Annotated in this window: 14 protein-coding genes; 8 read left to right on the forward strand and 6 right to left on the reverse strand. The window is 70.6% G+C overall.

The genetic code is table 11. From position 1 onward, the window contains the following. Positions 1–65: 65 nt before the first annotated feature. Both FB391_RS17795 and FB391_RS17800 read left to right on the forward strand, forming a co-directional pair. A complete protein-coding gene (locus FB391_RS17795) occupies positions 66–1,787 on the forward strand; it encodes an MDR family MFS transporter (protein ID WP_141896433.1) in 1,722 nt (573 codons plus the stop codon). Between the two features lie 11 nt (positions 1,788–1,798). Beyond that, on the forward strand, positions 1,799–2,263 hold the full coding sequence (locus tag FB391_RS17800) for a MarR family winged helix-turn-helix transcriptional regulator (RefSeq protein WP_141896434.1): 465 nt from the start codon (positions 1,799–1,801) through the stop codon (positions 2,261–2,263). A gap of 12 nt (positions 2,264–2,275) precedes the next feature. Here the strand turns inward: FB391_RS17800 and FB391_RS17805 are convergent, their stop codons facing one another. The 3 genes from FB391_RS17805 to FB391_RS17815 all read right to left on the reverse strand — a co-directional run bounded on the left by FB391_RS17805 (position 2,276) and on the right by FB391_RS17815 (position 5,602). Continuing rightward, the gene (locus FB391_RS17805; RefSeq protein WP_141896435.1) at positions 2,276–3,280 is read right to left on the reverse strand and encodes a sugar phosphate isomerase/epimerase family protein; all 1,005 of its coding nucleotides are present in this window, start codon (positions 3,278–3,280) and stop codon (positions 2,276–2,278) included. A 33-nt stretch (positions 3,281–3,313) separates the two neighbouring features. Further along, positions 3,314–4,459, reverse strand: coding sequence for a Gfo/Idh/MocA family protein (locus tag FB391_RS17810; RefSeq protein ID WP_141896563.1), 1,146 nt, complete (start codon positions 4,457–4,459; stop codon positions 3,314–3,316). A 96-nt stretch (positions 4,460–4,555) separates the two neighbouring features. Beyond that, complete coding sequence (locus FB391_RS17815; RefSeq protein ID WP_141896436.1) at positions 4,556–5,602, reverse strand: substrate-binding domain-containing protein; 1,047 nt, start codon at positions 5,600–5,602, stop codon at positions 4,556–4,558. A gap of 305 nt (positions 5,603–5,907) precedes the next feature. Between FB391_RS17815 and FB391_RS17820 the strand changes: the two genes are divergently transcribed. The 4 genes from FB391_RS17820 to FB391_RS17835 all read left to right on the forward strand — a co-directional run bounded on the left by FB391_RS17820 (position 5,908) and on the right by FB391_RS17835 (position 10,886). After that, positions 5,908–7,383 (forward strand): sugar ABC transporter ATP-binding protein, encoded by a 1,476-nt coding sequence (locus FB391_RS17820; protein ID WP_141896437.1) that lies wholly within the window; start codon positions 5,908–5,910, stop codon positions 7,381–7,383. After that, positions 7,380–8,441: an ABC transporter permease gene (locus tag FB391_RS17825; RefSeq protein ID WP_141896438.1), complete on the forward strand. Its 1,062-nt coding sequence runs from the start codon at positions 7,380–7,382 to the stop codon at positions 8,439–8,441. The genes FB391_RS17820 and FB391_RS17825 overlap by 4 nt, the downstream gene beginning before the upstream one ends. 115 nt (positions 8,442–8,556) lie before the next feature. Continuing rightward, complete coding sequence (locus tag FB391_RS17830; protein WP_141896439.1) at positions 8,557–9,732, forward strand: ROK family transcriptional regulator; 1,176 nt, start codon at positions 8,557–8,559, stop codon at positions 9,730–9,732. A 128-nt stretch (positions 9,733–9,860) separates the two neighbouring features. Continuing rightward, positions 9,861–10,886 (forward strand): NADP-dependent oxidoreductase, encoded by a 1,026-nt coding sequence (locus FB391_RS17835; protein ID WP_141896440.1) that lies wholly within the window; start codon positions 9,861–9,863, stop codon positions 10,884–10,886. Between the two features lie 13 nt (positions 10,887–10,899). Here FB391_RS17835 and FB391_RS17840 read toward each other — a convergent pair whose 3' ends face one another. Further along, positions 10,900–11,799 carry a LysR family transcriptional regulator ArgP gene (locus tag FB391_RS17840; RefSeq protein ID WP_141896565.1) on the reverse strand — a complete coding sequence of 300 codons (900 nt, stop codon included), beginning with the start codon at positions 11,797–11,799 and terminating at the stop codon, positions 10,900–10,902. 68 nt (positions 11,800–11,867) lie between these two features. Here FB391_RS17840 and lysE point away from each other — a divergent pair, with 68 nt between their 5' ends. Then, positions 11,868–12,551: an L-lysine exporter gene (lysE, locus tag FB391_RS17845; RefSeq protein WP_221886325.1), complete on the forward strand. Its 684-nt coding sequence runs from the start codon at positions 11,868–11,870 to the stop codon at positions 12,549–12,551. A gap of 3 nt (positions 12,552–12,554) precedes the next feature. On the opposite strand, the gene FB391_RS17850 is transcribed toward lysE, so the two are convergent. Next, on the reverse strand, positions 12,555–12,947 hold the full coding sequence (locus FB391_RS17850) for an iron chaperone (protein ID WP_141896442.1): 393 nt from the start codon (positions 12,945–12,947) through the stop codon (positions 12,555–12,557). A gap of 45 nt (positions 12,948–12,992) precedes the next feature. On the opposite strand from FB391_RS17850, the gene FB391_RS17855 reads away from it, so the two are divergent. Then, entirely contained in the window at positions 12,993–13,268 is a 276-nt protein-coding gene (locus FB391_RS17855) for an acylphosphatase (RefSeq protein WP_141896443.1), read from the forward strand. A 4-nt stretch (positions 13,269–13,272) separates the two neighbouring features. On the opposite strand, the gene FB391_RS17860 is transcribed toward FB391_RS17855, so the two are convergent. Next, entirely contained in the window at positions 13,273–14,319 is a 1,047-nt protein-coding gene (locus tag FB391_RS17860; RefSeq protein ID WP_141896444.1) for an NAD(P)H-dependent flavin oxidoreductase, read from the reverse strand. Positions 14,320–14,345 lie beyond the last annotated feature (26 nt).

The raw sequence follows: 14,345 nt of genomic DNA on the forward strand, positions 1-14,345 counted from the left end.
TCGTCAAACACTTCTTGCGCCATCGTCGCCGCAGTCCCTTCCCGCCCTTTCACGAAGGATCCCCTATGGCCACGTCCTCCCCGGCGACGGCACCCGTCGCCACCGCCGACGACAAGCGCCGGCACCGCCACGTGCTGCAGGCCCTCACCGGCCTGCTGCTGGGCATGTTCGTGTCGATGCTGGCGTCGACCGTCGTGTCGACGTCGCTGCCCGTCATCGTCCACGACCTGGGGGGCGACCAGGCCGCCTTCACCTGGGTCGTGACCGCCACCCTGCTGACCACGGCGATCTCGACGCCGATCTGGGGCAAGCTCGCCGACCTGTTCAACCGCAAGCTGCTCATCCAGCTCGCCATCGTGATCTTCGTGCTCGCCACCGCGGCGGCCGGGTTCTCGCAGGACACCGGCACGCTCATCGCGTTCCGCGCCGTCCAGGGCATCGGCGCGGGCGGCCTCGCCGCCCTCAGCCAGGTCATCATGGCCGACATCATCAGCCCCCGCGAGCGTGGCCGGTACATGGGCCTGTTCGGCGCGGTCATGGCCGTCGCCACCGTCGGCGGCCCGCTCCTCGGCGGCTTCATCACCGACACGATCGACTGGCGCTGGAACTTCTTCATCGCGCTGCCGTTCGCGGTCGCCGCGCTCATCATCCAGCAGCGCACCCTGCACCTGCCCCCGCGTCCCAAGACCAAGGCGCGCATCGACTACTTCGGCATCGTGCTGCTGTCGGCCGCCGTCTCGCTGCTGCTGATCTGGGTGACCAACGCCGGCAAGGACTACGACTGGTGGAGCACCGAGACCATCCTCATGGTCGGCGGCGCGCTGCTCGCGGCGATCCTGTTCGTGATCGTCGAGCTGCGCTCGAAGGAGCCGCTGGTCCCCCTCACGATGTTCCGCAACCGCACGTTCACCCTCGCGGTCGTCGCGTCGATCTCGATCGGCATCGCGATGTTCGGCACCTCGGTGTTCCTCAGCCAGTACATGCAGCTGGCGCGCGGCGCGACGCCGACCGAGGCCGGCCTGCTGACGATCCCGATGATCGCGGGCCTGCTGCTCGCCTCGATCGTGATCGGCGGTCTGGTGACGCGCACCGGGCACTGGAAGCCGTACCTCATCGTCGGCGGCGTGCTGCTGATCGCGGGGTCGTACCTGCTGTCGACCATCCACTACGACACGAACTTCGTGCTGGTGTCGGTGTACATGTTCCTGCTGGGTGCGGGCGTCGGCATGACGATGCAGAATCTCGTCCTGATCGTCCAGAACACCGCCAACCCCAGCGAGATCGGCGTCGCCAGTTCGGGCGTCACGTTCTTCCGCAGCCTCGGCGGCACGATCGGCGTCTCGGTGATGGGTGCCGCGCTGGCGACGTCGGCGACGAACCTGTTCACCGACCGCAAGGACGACATCGTCGCGGCGCTCATGACGCTCGGCGCGAAGGGCGCCTCGATCGGCGAGCAGCTGCAGTCGGGCACCATCCCGCAGGTGTCGTCGCTGCCCGAGGCGATCCGCGTGATCGTCGAGGACATCTACGCCCAGGCGATCGCGCACTCGTTCCTGATCGCCGTGCCGCTGGCCGTCGTCAGCCTGATCGCGATCATCTTCCTGCCGAACAAGCCGCTCACCCGCATGACGACGAGCGAGCGCGTGCAGGCGAGCGAGGCCGACCTCGCCACGGTCACGACGGCCGAGGCGATGGAGACGCTGGCACCCGCCGGGGCCGAGGCGGACGACGTGGATGCCGCATCCCCCTCCGAGCCGGCCGACCAGGATCCTGCGCGCCGGCGCTAATGTCGAACACGATGACCTCCGACGACACCCGAGCGGCGCGCACCGAAGCGGTGCGCGCCCTCGAGGCGGAGTTCGGGGAGCTGATCAACCGGTTCCGTCGCATCATCACCGAGAACGCCAACCGCGTGAGCCCGGGCATGCTGCCCGGCGCGTACAAGGTCTTCACCACGATCGTGCGACGCGAGGAGATCACGCTCTCGGCGCTGGCCGAGTCGCTCATGGCCGACAAGGGTCAGATCAGCCGCACGGTGCGCGAACTGGAAGGTCTCGGGCTGGTCCAGCGCACGCCCGACCCCGCCGACGGACGCTCGAGCCTGCTGTCTCCGACGGCGACGGGACTCGAGCGCCTCGCCGACGCACGCGCGCCGCAGGAGAGTCTGCTCGTCGACGCGCTCGACGACTGGCCCCTCACGGACATCCTCAACCTGACGAGGCTGCTCCACGCGCTGACCCTCGGCGAGCGTCCCGACTCCTGAGCCGCAGCCGGCTCAGCCCTGGCTCGAGAAGGCTGCGTCGAATGCCGCGTCGGACGGCCGGTAGGTCGACAGCCGGCGGACGAACTCCAGCGCTTCCGGAGCCCCCACCAGGCGGTCCATGCCGGCGTCCTCCCACTCCACCGAGAGTGGTCCGTCGTAGCCGATGGCGTTGAGCATGCGGAACGCGTCCTCCCACGGCACGTCACCGTGACCCGTCGAGATGAAGTCCCAGCCGCGACGCGGGTCGGCCCAGGGCAGGTGCGACGACAGCCGTCCACTGCGGCCGTTGAGGCGCTTCTTCGTGTCCTTGCAGTGCACGTGGTAGATCCTGTCCTGGAAGTCCCAGAGGAATCCGACCGGGTCGAGGTCCTGCCACACCATGTGCGACGGGTCCCAGTTCAGCCCGAAGGCCTCGCGGTGCCCGATCGCCTCCAAGGTGCGCCGGGTGGTCCAGTAGTCGTACGCGATCTCGGAAGGATGGACCTCGTGCGCGAAGCGCACGCGTACCTCGTCGAAGACGTCGAGGATCGGATGGAACCTCTCCGCGAAATCCTCGTACCCGGCCTCGACGAACGCCTCCGACGCCGGCGGGAACATCGCCACGGCCTTCCAGATGGATGAGCCGGTGAAGCCGGTCACCGTCTTGGCCCCGAGCCTCGCCGCCATGCGCGCAGTGAGCTTCAGCTCTTCCGCGGCGCGCTGTCGCACGCCATCGGGATCACCGTCGCCCCACACGCGATCGTTCAGCATGTCGCGGTGCCGCTGGTCGATGGGGTCGTCGCAGACGGCCTGGCCGGCGAGGTGATTCGAGATCGTGAAGACCTTCAGGCCGTTGCGCGCCAGGATGTCGAGCCTGCCCTGCACATAGGCGTCGTCATCCCAGCGTGAGACGTCGAGATGGTCTCCCCACGAGGCGATCTCCAGTCCGTCGTAGCCCCATTCGCCCGCGAGTCGCGCCACCTCCTCGAAGGGCAGGTCAGCCCATTGACCCGTGAACAGAGTGACCGGTCGCGTCATTGCGAACACCTTTCGTCGTGAGGGATGCCGGGCTCAGCCGGCGAGGGAGGTCCAGACGCTCTCGGCGGCCGAGCTGCGTTCCACGGCGTCGAGCACCCGCTGCACGTGCAGGCCGTCGGCGAACGACGGACGCGGCGCGACGCCCTCGTCGACGGCGACGACGAAGTCACGCACCTGGTGCGAGAAGCCGTGCTCGTAGCCGAGCATATGCCCGGGCGGCCACCACGGCGCGAGGTACGGGTGATCGTGCTCGGTGACGAGGATTCGGCGGAAACCCTGTTCGAGAGGGGCGTCGGTCGCGTCGAAGAACTCGAGCTCGTTCAGCCGTTCCAGGTCGAAAGCCAGTGCCCCCTCCGAACCCGAGATCTCGATGCGCAGCGCGTTCTTCCGCCCGGTGCGGAACCGGGTGGCCTCGAACGACGCGAGCGCGCCGGACTGCAGCCGGCCGGTGAAGAGGGCGACGTCGTCGACGGTGACCCGTCCGCGTTCGGCGGCGGCGGTGCCCGAGAGGCCCACGCCCTCGCCCAGCAGCGGCCGCTCGTGCACGAGGGTCTCCATCACGCCCGAGACCGAGGTCAGGAGCTGACCCGTGATGAACTCCGTGAGGTCGACCGCGTGTGCGCCGATGTCACCGAGCGCACCCGAGCCGGCGTGCTCCTTCTCGAGGCGCCAGGTGAGCGGGGCGTCGGCATCCGTGAGCCAGTCCTGCAGGTACTCGGCGCGCACCTGGCGGATCTGCCCGAGACGCCCGGCGGCCACCAGGTCGCGAGCGAAGGTTGCCGCCGGAACCCGCCGGTACGTGAAGCCGACCATCGAGCGGACGCCGCGCTCGGCTGCGGCCTCGGCGGCCTGCGCCATCGCCTCCGCCTCGGCGACGCTGTTGGCGAGAGGCTTCTCGCAGAGCACGTGCTTGCCCGCCTGGAGCGCCGCGACGGCGATCTCGGCGTGCGTGTCGCCGGGGGTGACGATGTCGACGACGTCGATGTCGTCGCGTGCGATCACCTCCCGCCAGTCCGTGGCGCTCGCGCCCCAGCCCCACTTGTGCGCCGAGGCCGCGACGGTGTCTGCGTTCCGGCCGACGACCACCGCCATCTCGGGCTCTCGGGGAAGGTCGAAGAATCGCGGGGCGACGCGCCACCCCTGGGAATGCGCGGCCCCCATGAAGCCGTGGCCGATCATGGCGATGCGAAGCGTGTCGTTCAACGCGCTGTCCTCTCTGGGAAGGGGATGCCGCGGGGCGCCCGCCATCACGGACGCCCCGCGGTCGACGTCGGTCTACTCGAACGAGAGGTCGATGTACTGGTCGACGTTCTCCTTCGTCACGACCGGTGCGTCGAGCACGATCCGGTTCGGGATGCCGGGGGTGATCAGGTCGCCCATCGTCTTGCCCTGCGCGATCAGCCGGGCCAGTGCCACCCCGTCCGCCGCCTGCGTGGACGGGTAGATCACCGTGGCCTTGAGCACGGTGTCGTCGGCCTGGATGGCCTCCATGGCGCTGCGGCTGCCTGCACCGCCCATCATGAAGAACTCGTCACGGCCGGCCGAATCGATCGCGGCGAGGACGCCGACGCCCTGGTCGTCGTCGTGGTTCCACAGTGCGTCGATGTGCGGGTTGGCCGCGAGCAGCTGGGATGCCGCCGCCTCACCGCCGGCGACCGTGAAGTCGGCGGCGACGCGGGCCGAGACCTCGAGGCCGCAGTCTTCGAGCGCGTCCGCGAAGCCCTGCGACCGGTCCTGCGTCAGCGGCAGCGAGTCGATGCCGGCGATCTCGGCGACCACCGCGTCGGTCTTGCCGTCGAGCTGCTCGCAGATGTACGTTCCGGCGCTCACGCCCATGCCGTAGTTGTCGCCCAGCACGGTCGCCCGCGCGGCGAACGGGCTCGAGAACTCGCGGTCGACGTTGATGACCGGGATGCCGGCCTCCATGGCCTCGATGGCCGCCTCGGTGAGCGCGGCGCCGTCCGAGGGCAGCAGGACGATGGCGTCGACGCCGTCGTTGACGAACGTCTCGACGGCGGCGATCTGGGCGATCGGGTCGTTGGTGCCCTCGGCCACGCGCAGTTCGACATCGTCGAAGCTGTCGGCCGCGGCCTGCGCGCCCGAGTTGATGGCGCCGAGCCAGCCGTGGTCCGCGGCAGGTCCGGAGAAGCCGATGACGACGGTGTCGCCGCTCTGCGCGTTCTCTTCCGTCGTGGTCCCCTGGTCGACGACGTCGTCTTCGTCCGCGCCGGATCCGGTGCATCCGGCGAGCAGACCGATGGCTGCGATGACGGCCGTGCCGGTGAGCACGAGTCGCGTGCGCGCTGTCAGGTGTGAGCGCATGATTCCTCCTTGAATGTGATGCAGCTGTGACAGCGCGTCGCCCAGGCGTTTGAGGTGCCCGCACTCGAGGAGTCCACGCTGACGAGGCTCACGGTAGCAGAAGCGCATTCACGATGGACAGCTTTTGTCGTCGAAACAGCAGAAGTCCGAATTGCGGGGCTAGACCGCCTCGCTCGCCATAAGAAGCGCGCCCGTTGCCGCCTCCGCGGCAGCTGGCGAAGCCTCCTGCAGCGGAGCGTGCGTCGTGTTATGTTCATCGCGTGATCAAAGATGACCATGGTTCGGCATTACTCGTCGTCCGGGGCGTGACGAAGTCGTTCGCCGGCGTGCCGGCGCTCCGGGGTGTGGATCTCGACATCCTCCCCGGCGAGGTGCACTGCATCCTCGGCCAGAACGGTGCCGGCAAGTCGACGCTGATCAAGACGCTGGCCGGCGTGCATCGCCCCGACGAGGGCGTCATCGCGTGGCACGGCGAGCCCGTCGAGATCCCGACACCCGACGCGGCGATCGACCTCGGCATCGCCACCATGTACCAGGAACTCGATGTCGTCGACGGGCTCACGATCGCCGAGAACATCTACCTCGGCCATGAGCTGTCGCGCGGAGGCTTCACGAAGCGCTCCGAGGCGGCGCGCCGCACGAAGGACCTCCTGCGACGCCTGGGGCACGGCGGGCTCTCGCCCCACACCGAGGTCGGCCGCCTGAGCGCCGCCGGCAAGCAGATCGTGAGCATGGCGCGCGCGCTCTCGCACGACATCAAGCTCATCATCATGGACGAGCCGTCCGCTGTGCTCGACGGCGAGGAGGTCAAGAACCTCTTCCACGTCGTGCGCGAACTCACCGCCGAGGGCATCGCCGTCGTCTACATCACCCACCGGCTCGAAGAGATCCGCCAGATCGGTGACCGCATCACGGTGCTGAAGGACGGCAGATCGATGGCCAGTGGCCTGCCGGTCGCCGACACCCCCACGCCCGAGCTCATCCGCCTCATGACCGGTCGCTCCGTCGAGAACGTGTTCCCGCCCGCCGCGCCGATCCCGGCCGACGCCCCCGTCGTGCTGGAGGTGCAGGGACTCGCCGCGGCGGATGCCTTCCGGGATGTCTCGTTCTCGGTGCGCGCCGGAGAAGTCGTCGGTCTGGCGGGTCTCGTCGGATCGGGACGCTCCGAGATCCTGGAGACGGTCTACGGCGCACGACGCGCCACCGCCGGCACGGTCCGCGTCGGCGGCAAGCCGCTCCCCCGCGGTTCGGTCGTCGCCGCCGTCCGCGCCGGCATCGGGCTGTCGCCCGAAGAGCGCAAGAGCCAGGGGCTGGTGCTCGACGAGCCCATCTTCGTGAACGTCACCCTGCCGTCGGTGTCGAGGTTCGCCAAGGCCGGATTCCTCGATGAGCGCGCGGAGCGCAAGGCCACGAGGGAGCAGATCGACGCGCTGGAGCTGCGCCCGGCTGACCCCGACCGCGAGACGATCACCCTCTCGGGAGGAAATCAGCAGAAGATCCTGCTGGCGCGCTGGCTCGTCCACGGCACGCGGGTGCTCCTGCTGGACGAGCCCACACGAGGTGTCGACGTCGGTGCGCGTGCAGAGATCTACGCCCTGATCCGGCGCCTCGCCGCTGCGGGGAACGCCATCGTCATCGTCTCGAGCGAGATCGAGGAGGTGCTCGGCCTCGCCGACACGGTCCTCGTCATCGCCGACGGACGACTCCTCGACACCCGACCCGCCTCCCAGATCGACGAGCACGGTGTGCTCGACCTCGTCATGAAAGGAACCGCCGCGTGAGCGAGCAGCAGACCCCCGGGGCCGACGTCGTCCCCCCGACCGGCGACCCGGTCGCCGCCGCCGACATCGGCGCCTCCCGCCCGACCGGGGTCCAGCGCTTCTTCTCGGGATCCGTCGGGCGCAACCTCGGCCTGGTCCTGGCGCTCATCGTGCTCGTGGTCGTCGGCGCCGTCACCGCCCCCGACACCTTCCTGAGTGTGAGCAACGTCCTGACGATCCTTCGCGCCGCGTCGATCATCGGCGTGATCAGCATCGGCATGACGCTGGTCATCATCGCCGGTGGGATCGACCTGTCGGTCGGCTCCGTGATGGGCCTGGCCTCCGTCGTGGCGGCACTCGCGGCGATCCAGGATCTCGCCGACCAGCTCCACTGGATCGTGATGGTCGTGATCGCGCTCGCAGTGGGACTCGCGGCCGGGCTCATCAACGGCATCGTCATCGCCTACGGAAAGGTGGTGGCCTTCATGGCGACGCTCGCCATGCTCGTCGCCGCACGCGGCCTCGCCGAGATCCTCGCCGAGCGTCGCACGCTCCAGGTGCACGACCGTGACTTCATCACGTTCATGAATCTCGACATCATCGGCATCGACATGCTCATCTGGATCTTCGCGATCGTCGCCGCGCTCGGCTGGGTCGTGCTCAACCGCACGACGTTCGGCCGTCGCACCGTGGCCATCGGCGGCAACCGCGAGGCGGCGCGCCTGGCCGGCATCAACGTGAAGCGCCACACGATGTGGCTCTACGCGATCTCGGGCCTCTGCGCCGGCATCGCCGCCGTCATGATCCTCGGGCGCACGACCGCAGGCTCGTCGACGAACGGCACGCTCTACGAGCTCGACGCCATCGCGGCCGTCGTGGTCGGCGGCACGCTGCTCGTCGGCGGCCGCGGCACGATCACGGGCACGGTCCTCGGCGTCCTGATCTTCCAGACGCTGACCAACGTATTCGTCCAGAACAACCTCTCGTCGTCCGTCCAGGCCGTGGTCAAGGGCGTCATCATCGTCGTCGCGGTGCTCCTGCAGCAGCGCTTCGCGAAGCCGACCGGTCGCGGCGCATGACGGAGGCTCGTCCCGTCCGCGCAGAGCGCGGCCCCGGCGCACCGACGCGGGGCTCCCGCCGGTCCCCGGCCGCGCACGGGAGCTCCACCGGCCGCAGCTAATCTGGGAGGTGAACATGAGCGGCGAAACGACGACCACCTCTGCCGGCGTGAACGAGCTGTTCCAGCTGCTGCGCGACGGAGTGCCCCGCACACGGGCCGAACTCGCGAAGTCCACGGGGCTGGCGCGCTCGACGGTGGCGGCGCGGGTCGACCAGTTGATGCGCATGGGTCTCATCACCCCGGTCGCCGAAGCCGCGTCGACAGGCGGTCGGCCGCCGTCGCTGTTCGCGCTCAACCCCGCCGCGAAGGTCGTCGTCGCCGCGGACGTCGGGGCGTCGCACGCCACCGTCGCCGTGACCGATCTCACCGGCAGCATCCTCGCCGAGCACTCCGAGCCGCTCGACATCGCGCTAGGCCCAGAGCCCGTGCTGACATGGCTCGTCGAAGGCGCGACGATGCTGCTCGACCGGCTCGGGCGCGACCACTCGCACGTCGCGGCGATCGGCATCGGCGTCCCTGGGCCCGTGGAGCACTCCACCGGGCAGCCGGTGAACCCGCCGATCATGCCCGGCTGGAACCGGTTCGACATCCCGGGCTGGCTCAACCGGCACCTTAAGGTGCCGGTGCTCGTCGACAACGACGTGAACATCATGGCCCTCGGCGAACGATCCGTCGCCTGGCCCGGGATCGATCATCTGATGTTCGTGAAGGTCGCCACGGGCATCGGCGCGGGCCTGATCTCGGGCGGCACGCTGCAGCGCGGCGCTCAGGGCGTGGCCGGCGACATCGGGCATGTGCAGGTCGCGCGCGCCGCCGACGTGGCGTGCCGCTGCGGCAACCGAGGCTGCCTCGAGGCGATCGCCTCCGGCCCGGCGATCGCGCGCACGCTGCGCGAGGCGGGGATCGAAGCCCACAGCGGTTCCGACGTGGTCGACCTCGTCGAGCGCGGCAACATCGAGGCGGTCCAGGCGGTGCGGCAGGCCGGACGCGACATCGGCGAAGTGCTGACCACGTGTGTCAGCCTCGTGAACCCGTCCATCATCGCGATCGGCGGCTCGATGGCGCGCGTGGGCGAGCACCTCATCGCCGGCGTCCGCGAGGTCGTGTACGCCCGCTCGATCCCGTTGGCCACCGAGCACCTGTCGATCGTGCAGTCCACGGCAGCCGCTCGGGCCGCGGTCATCGGTGCGAGCATGCTCGCGATCGAGCACGTGCTGTCGCCGCAGGCGCTCACCGTCGGCTTCCGGTGAACGGTGCGACGCCGCGGCGTCGCGCAGAGGTAGCGCCCGCGTAACACGGGCGAGACGTACGCCCTGTTGACTGGGGTCACCGGGTTACGTCCGTGCCGATGCCGGCACGCCCGCGGAGGGAGTTCGCGATGAGGATCAGGTCGCTGCGATCGACGTCGGCACCGCCGCTGGAGCCCGTGGCCGCGCCGCCCGCCGAGATGCGGGCGATGGTGGTTCGGGCGCCGGGCGCGCCCGACGCGCTGGGCGCGGCATCCCTCCCGGTCCCTTCGCCGGTGCTCAGCGAACTGCTCGTGCGCGTCGTCGCGGCGGGGATCAACCCGATCGACGCGAAGACCCGCGCCGGTGCCGGCGTGTCGGGCGCGATCGCCGCGTATCCCGCGACCCTCGGCTTCGACTTCAGCGGCGTCGTGGTGAAGAGTCCGTACGAGGCGCATCCGCTGCCGCCGGGCACGCCCGTGTTCGGCATGGCGTCGTTCCCGCGCACCGGAGGGACGTACGCCGAGTACGTGGTCGCGCCGACGCTGTCGGTCGCCCGCAAGCCGGCGGCGCTGTCGCACGTCGAGGCCGCCGGTGTGCCGCTGGCGGCGCTCACGGCGTGGGGTCTCGTGGTCGAGACCGCGCATGCGCACGAAGGCCAGCGCATCCTGATCCACGCCGCGAGCGGCGGCGTCGGTCACTTCGCGGTGCAGTTCGCGGCATACTTCGGGGCGCACGTGACGGCGACCGCCTCGGGCCGGAACGCGGCATGGGTGCGGGAGCTCGGCGCGGCAGTCGTGATCGATCACACCACGACGCGCTTCGACGAGGTGATCGCCGACGTCGATGTCGTCATCGACCTCGTCGGCAACGCGCATGCCGACACCGGCACCCGATCGCTCACCGTGCTGCGGCCGGGCGGGCTGTACATCATGGTGCCGACCGGGTCGTGGCCCGGGTATGCCGAGGCCGCGGCCGCGGCCGGGGTGCGCGCCACGTCGTACAAGGTCGTGCCGGACGGCGGCGCGCTGGCGACGATCGCCCGCCTGCTCGATTCGGGCTCGGTGCAGGTCTACATCGACCGCGTCTTCGACCTGGGCGATGCGGCCTCCGCCCATCGCGAGCTGGAGCTCGGCCACACGCGCGGAAAGATGGTGCTGCAGGTCGCGGCCGGCTGACGACGGAGCGGCGTCAGCCGATCGGCGCGAGGACGCGGCGCCCCTCGGCGACGATCTCTTCCGCGATCGCATCGAGCAGCGGTGAGCGCAGGTTCCACTGCTGCCAGTGCAGCACCACGTCCGACGCGGGACCGCCCAGCAGCACCAGCTCGCCGCGCTGGAGGGCATCCTGCGACTGGAAGCGGGGCAGCATCGCCCAGCCGAGCCCCAGTCGCACCGCCGTCGCGAAGTCGCTCGACGCCGGGACGTAGTGCCGCGGCGGCCGCGCCGGGTCGATGCCCTGCCGCGTCAGCCACTCGTTCTGCAGGTCGTCACGCCGGTCGAAGTCCACGAGGGGTGCGTGCCCGAGCGCCCGAGCACGGTCTCCGCCGAGCCAGCGCTCGACATAGCCGGGCGTCGCGACCGCTTCGTAGCGCATCGCCCCGAGCACCGACGAGCGGCACCCCGCCACCGGTGCGGCGCGCGACGTCACGGCCCCCATCACGGTGCCCGATTCGAGCAGGCCGGCGGTGAAGTCCTGGTCGTCGCGGTGCAGGTCGAAGACGACGGGATGCCGCACCGCCAGCCGAGCGAGCGGCGGGAGGAACCAGGTCGCCAGCGAGTCGGCGTTCACCGCGAGTGGGACGCTTGTCAGCACCGTCTCGTCGTCGGCGCCTGCGCCGAGCTCGGCCAGCGCATCGTGCTCCAGCAGCGCGAGCTGCCGCGCGAGTCGGATCACCGCCGCGCCGTCCTTGGTCGCGCGCACCGGCTTCGACCGCACGAGCAGCAGGCGTCCGAGGTGCTCCTCGAGCGTCTTGATCCGCTGGCTGACGGCGGACGGGGTGACGTGCAGCCGGCGAGCAGCCGCGTCGAGCGTGCCTTCGTCGACGGCGACGGCGAGGGTCTCGGCCAGTTCGAACGGGATGCGCAGCATAAGCATTGCTAATGCTACTGAAGAATCGTGAGCTGGACGATGGATGCCGCTCGTCGTACCGTCGAAGAGTGCTCACCCCTCTCGTCGCCGGTCTCGGCCTCGGATTCTCGCTCATCGTCGCCATCGGTGCGCAGAACCTCTTCGTGCTGCGCCAGGGGCTGCGCCGCGAGCACGTGCTGCCGGTCGCGGCGATCTGCGCCGCTTCTGACGCCGTGCTCATCGCGCTCGGGGTCTCGGGCATCGGGTTCGTCCTCCACGCGGTGCCGTGGCTCGTCGACGTCGTGCGCTGGGCGGGCGCGGCATTCCTCGTCGGCTACGGGCTGCTCGCCGCTCGGCGCGCATGGCGCCCCTCGGGCGCGGCACTGGGCGCCGGCGAGCCGTCGGGCGCGGCACTGGATGCCGGCGAGCCGTCGGGCGCGGCATCCGGATCCCGTCCGTCAGGAGTGGCGACGACGACCCGGCTCGCGCCGGTGCTCCTCACCTGCCTCGCGCTGACGTGGCTCAACCCGCACGTCTACCTCGACACCGTCTTCCTGCTGGGCACGGTCGCCAACACCCACGGCGCCGACCGCTGGATCTTCGCGGCTGGGGCGATGGCGGCGAGCGCCGTCTGGTTCTTCGGCCTGGCGTTCGGCGCGCGGCTGCTCGGGCGCTGGCTGTCGACGCCGCGCGCCTGGCGGATCCTCGACGCCGTGATCGCGGTGGTCATGATCGCGCTCGGCGTCTCGCTGGTGCTGCCGGCCGCCGGCTGATCCTCAGGCCTTGCGCAGCGAAGGGTCCTCGATCTCGGCGATGCGCGCGGTCACGATCGCCCGGATCGTGTCGTCGGGCAGCGGCGCCTCGGGCTGGAACCGGATCGTGCCCTTGTCGAAATCAACACCGTCGTGCTCGAACCCCGCCCGCTGGGCCTCGGGCAGCCCCGCCGCGACGACATCGGGGACGCGCCCGCTGAAGGGGTACACGCCGATGTGCTTCTTCGTGCGCATCACCGCGATGAGCGCCTTGCCGCGATAGAGCAGTGCCGGCATGCCGTAGCTCTTGCCCTGTTCGAGGTCGGGGACGGCCGCGCGCACGATGTCGAACACGTGCGAGACGACCGCACGGTCGTCGGGGTCGAGGCTCTCGAGGTACTCGTCGACGGTTCCCATACCGGCATCCTGGCCCGCGGGCATCCGGCGCGGCAAGATGGCCGCATGAGACGCGTGCACGTGATCGTCGGCGGCGAGGTGCAGGGTGTCGGCTACCGCTACACGATGCGCATGGTGGCGCGCGACGCCGGCGTCGCGGGCTGGGTGCGCAACCGGCGCGACGGCTCGGTCGAGGCAGAGATCGAGGGAACGCCGGGACAGGTCGACCAGGTGCTCGCGTGGATGGCCGAGGGTCCGCCCGGTGCCGTCGTCTCGTCGGCGACCGTGGCGGAGTCCTCCCCCACTGGCGATCGCGGCTTCGAGGTGCTGCCGACGGCCTGAGGCGTCAGGCCGGGACCCCTGCCGCGAGCTCGGCGAACACCTCGACGGCGTCGTCGCTCGGGGCGAGCCCCGCGGCCTGCCCCGCCCACAGCGACACCAGGTCGCCGTCACCGCGGCGCGCGGCCTCGGCGCGGAACCGGCCGGTGAGCCAGTTCTGCGCGGGGAACGGGGCGATGACGCCCGACGTCTCGATCGTCCGCATGGCGCGATTCGGGATGCCGCGCGCCCAGCGTCCGCTCATCGCCCGGGTGAGCACCGTGCTCGTGTCGGTCGCCTCGGCGATCGCCCGTCGGTGGGCATCGGTCGCGGCGGACTGCCGCGTGCGCAGGAAGGCCGAGCCCACCTGGACGCCCGAGGCGCCCAGCGCGAACGCCGCCGCAACTCCGCGGCGGTCCCCGATGCCGCCCGCGGCGATCACCGGCACGCTCACGGCATCGACGACCTGTGGCACCAGCGCGAAGGTGCCCACCAGTGACGCGTCCGCGGGCTGCAGGAACGACACCCGGTGACCGGCGGCCTCTGCGCCCGTCGCCACGACCGCGTCGACACCGGCCTCGTCGAGGGCGACGGCCTCGGCCACCGTCGTCGCCGTGCCGATGATCCGGATGCCGCGGCTGTGCGCCGCGTCGACCAGACGGTGGTCCGGCACACCGTAGACGAGGCTGAGCGCTGCGGGGGCGGCATCCATCACCGCGGTCAGCTGGGACGCGATGTCGGGCAGGAACTCGACCGGCGGCGCGGGCGGAGCCATGCCGACGGCATCGAACAGCGGCGCGAGCGCCGCGAGGGCCGGTGCCAGGTCCACGTCGCCGGGAGTGACCTCGTCGCCGGTCGGAAGCCACAGGTTCACGGCGAACGGGCGGGCGGTGGCCGAGCGCAGCGCCGCGATCGTGTCGCTGATCCGGTCGGCGTCGTAGCCGTACAGGCCGTACGAGCCGAGCCCGCCCTGATCGCTCACGGCCGCCGTCAGCGCGACCGACGACAGCCCGCCGAACGGTCCCAGCACGATCGGCGCGTCGATTCCGAACAGATCCTGCAGCGTCTCGGCCATGGTTCCGACGCTACTCCCGGGCCGGC

The organism is Microbacterium kyungheense (assembly GCF_006783905.1).
Lineage (GTDB): Bacteria > Actinomycetota > Actinomycetes > Actinomycetales > Microbacteriaceae > Microbacterium > Microbacterium kyungheense.

What these genes read in the sequence shown, in the direction of transcription:
- FB391_RS17795 (WP_141896433.1), top strand. Translation starts at nt 66, where the DNA reads ATGGCCACGTCCTCCCCGGCGACGGCACCCGTCGCCACCGCCGACGAC.
- FB391_RS17800 (WP_141896434.1), top strand. Translation starts at nt 1,799, where the DNA reads ATGACCTCCGACGACACCCGAGCGGCGCGCACCGAAGCGGTGCGCGCC.
- FB391_RS17805 (WP_141896435.1), bottom strand. Translation starts at nt 3,280, where the DNA reads ATGACGCGACCGGTCACTCTGTTCACGGGTCAATGGGCTGACCTGCCC.
- FB391_RS17810 (WP_141896563.1), bottom strand. Translation starts at nt 4,459, where the DNA reads ATGATCGGCCACGGCTTCATGGGGGCCGCGCATTCCCAGGGGTGGCGC.
- FB391_RS17815 (WP_141896436.1), bottom strand. Translation starts at nt 5,602, where the DNA reads ATGCGCTCACACCTGACAGCGCGCACGCGACTCGTGCTCACCGGCACG.
- FB391_RS17830 (WP_141896439.1), top strand. Translation starts at nt 8,557, where the DNA reads ATGAGCGGCGAAACGACGACCACCTCTGCCGGCGTGAACGAGCTGTTC.
- FB391_RS17835 (WP_141896440.1), top strand. Translation starts at nt 9,861, where the DNA reads ATGAGGATCAGGTCGCTGCGATCGACGTCGGCACCGCCGCTGGAGCCC.
- FB391_RS17840 (WP_141896565.1), bottom strand. Translation starts at nt 11,799, where the DNA reads ATGCTGCGCATCCCGTTCGAACTGGCCGAGACCCTCGCCGTCGCCGTC.
- FB391_RS17850 (WP_141896442.1), bottom strand. Translation starts at nt 12,947, where the DNA reads ATGGGAACCGTCGACGAGTACCTCGAGAGCCTCGACCCCGACGACCGT.
- FB391_RS17855 (WP_141896443.1), top strand. Translation starts at nt 12,993, where the DNA reads ATGAGACGCGTGCACGTGATCGTCGGCGGCGAGGTGCAGGGTGTCGGC.
- FB391_RS17860 (WP_141896444.1), bottom strand. Translation starts at nt 14,319, where the DNA reads ATGGCCGAGACGCTGCAGGATCTGTTCGGAATCGACGCGCCGATCGTG.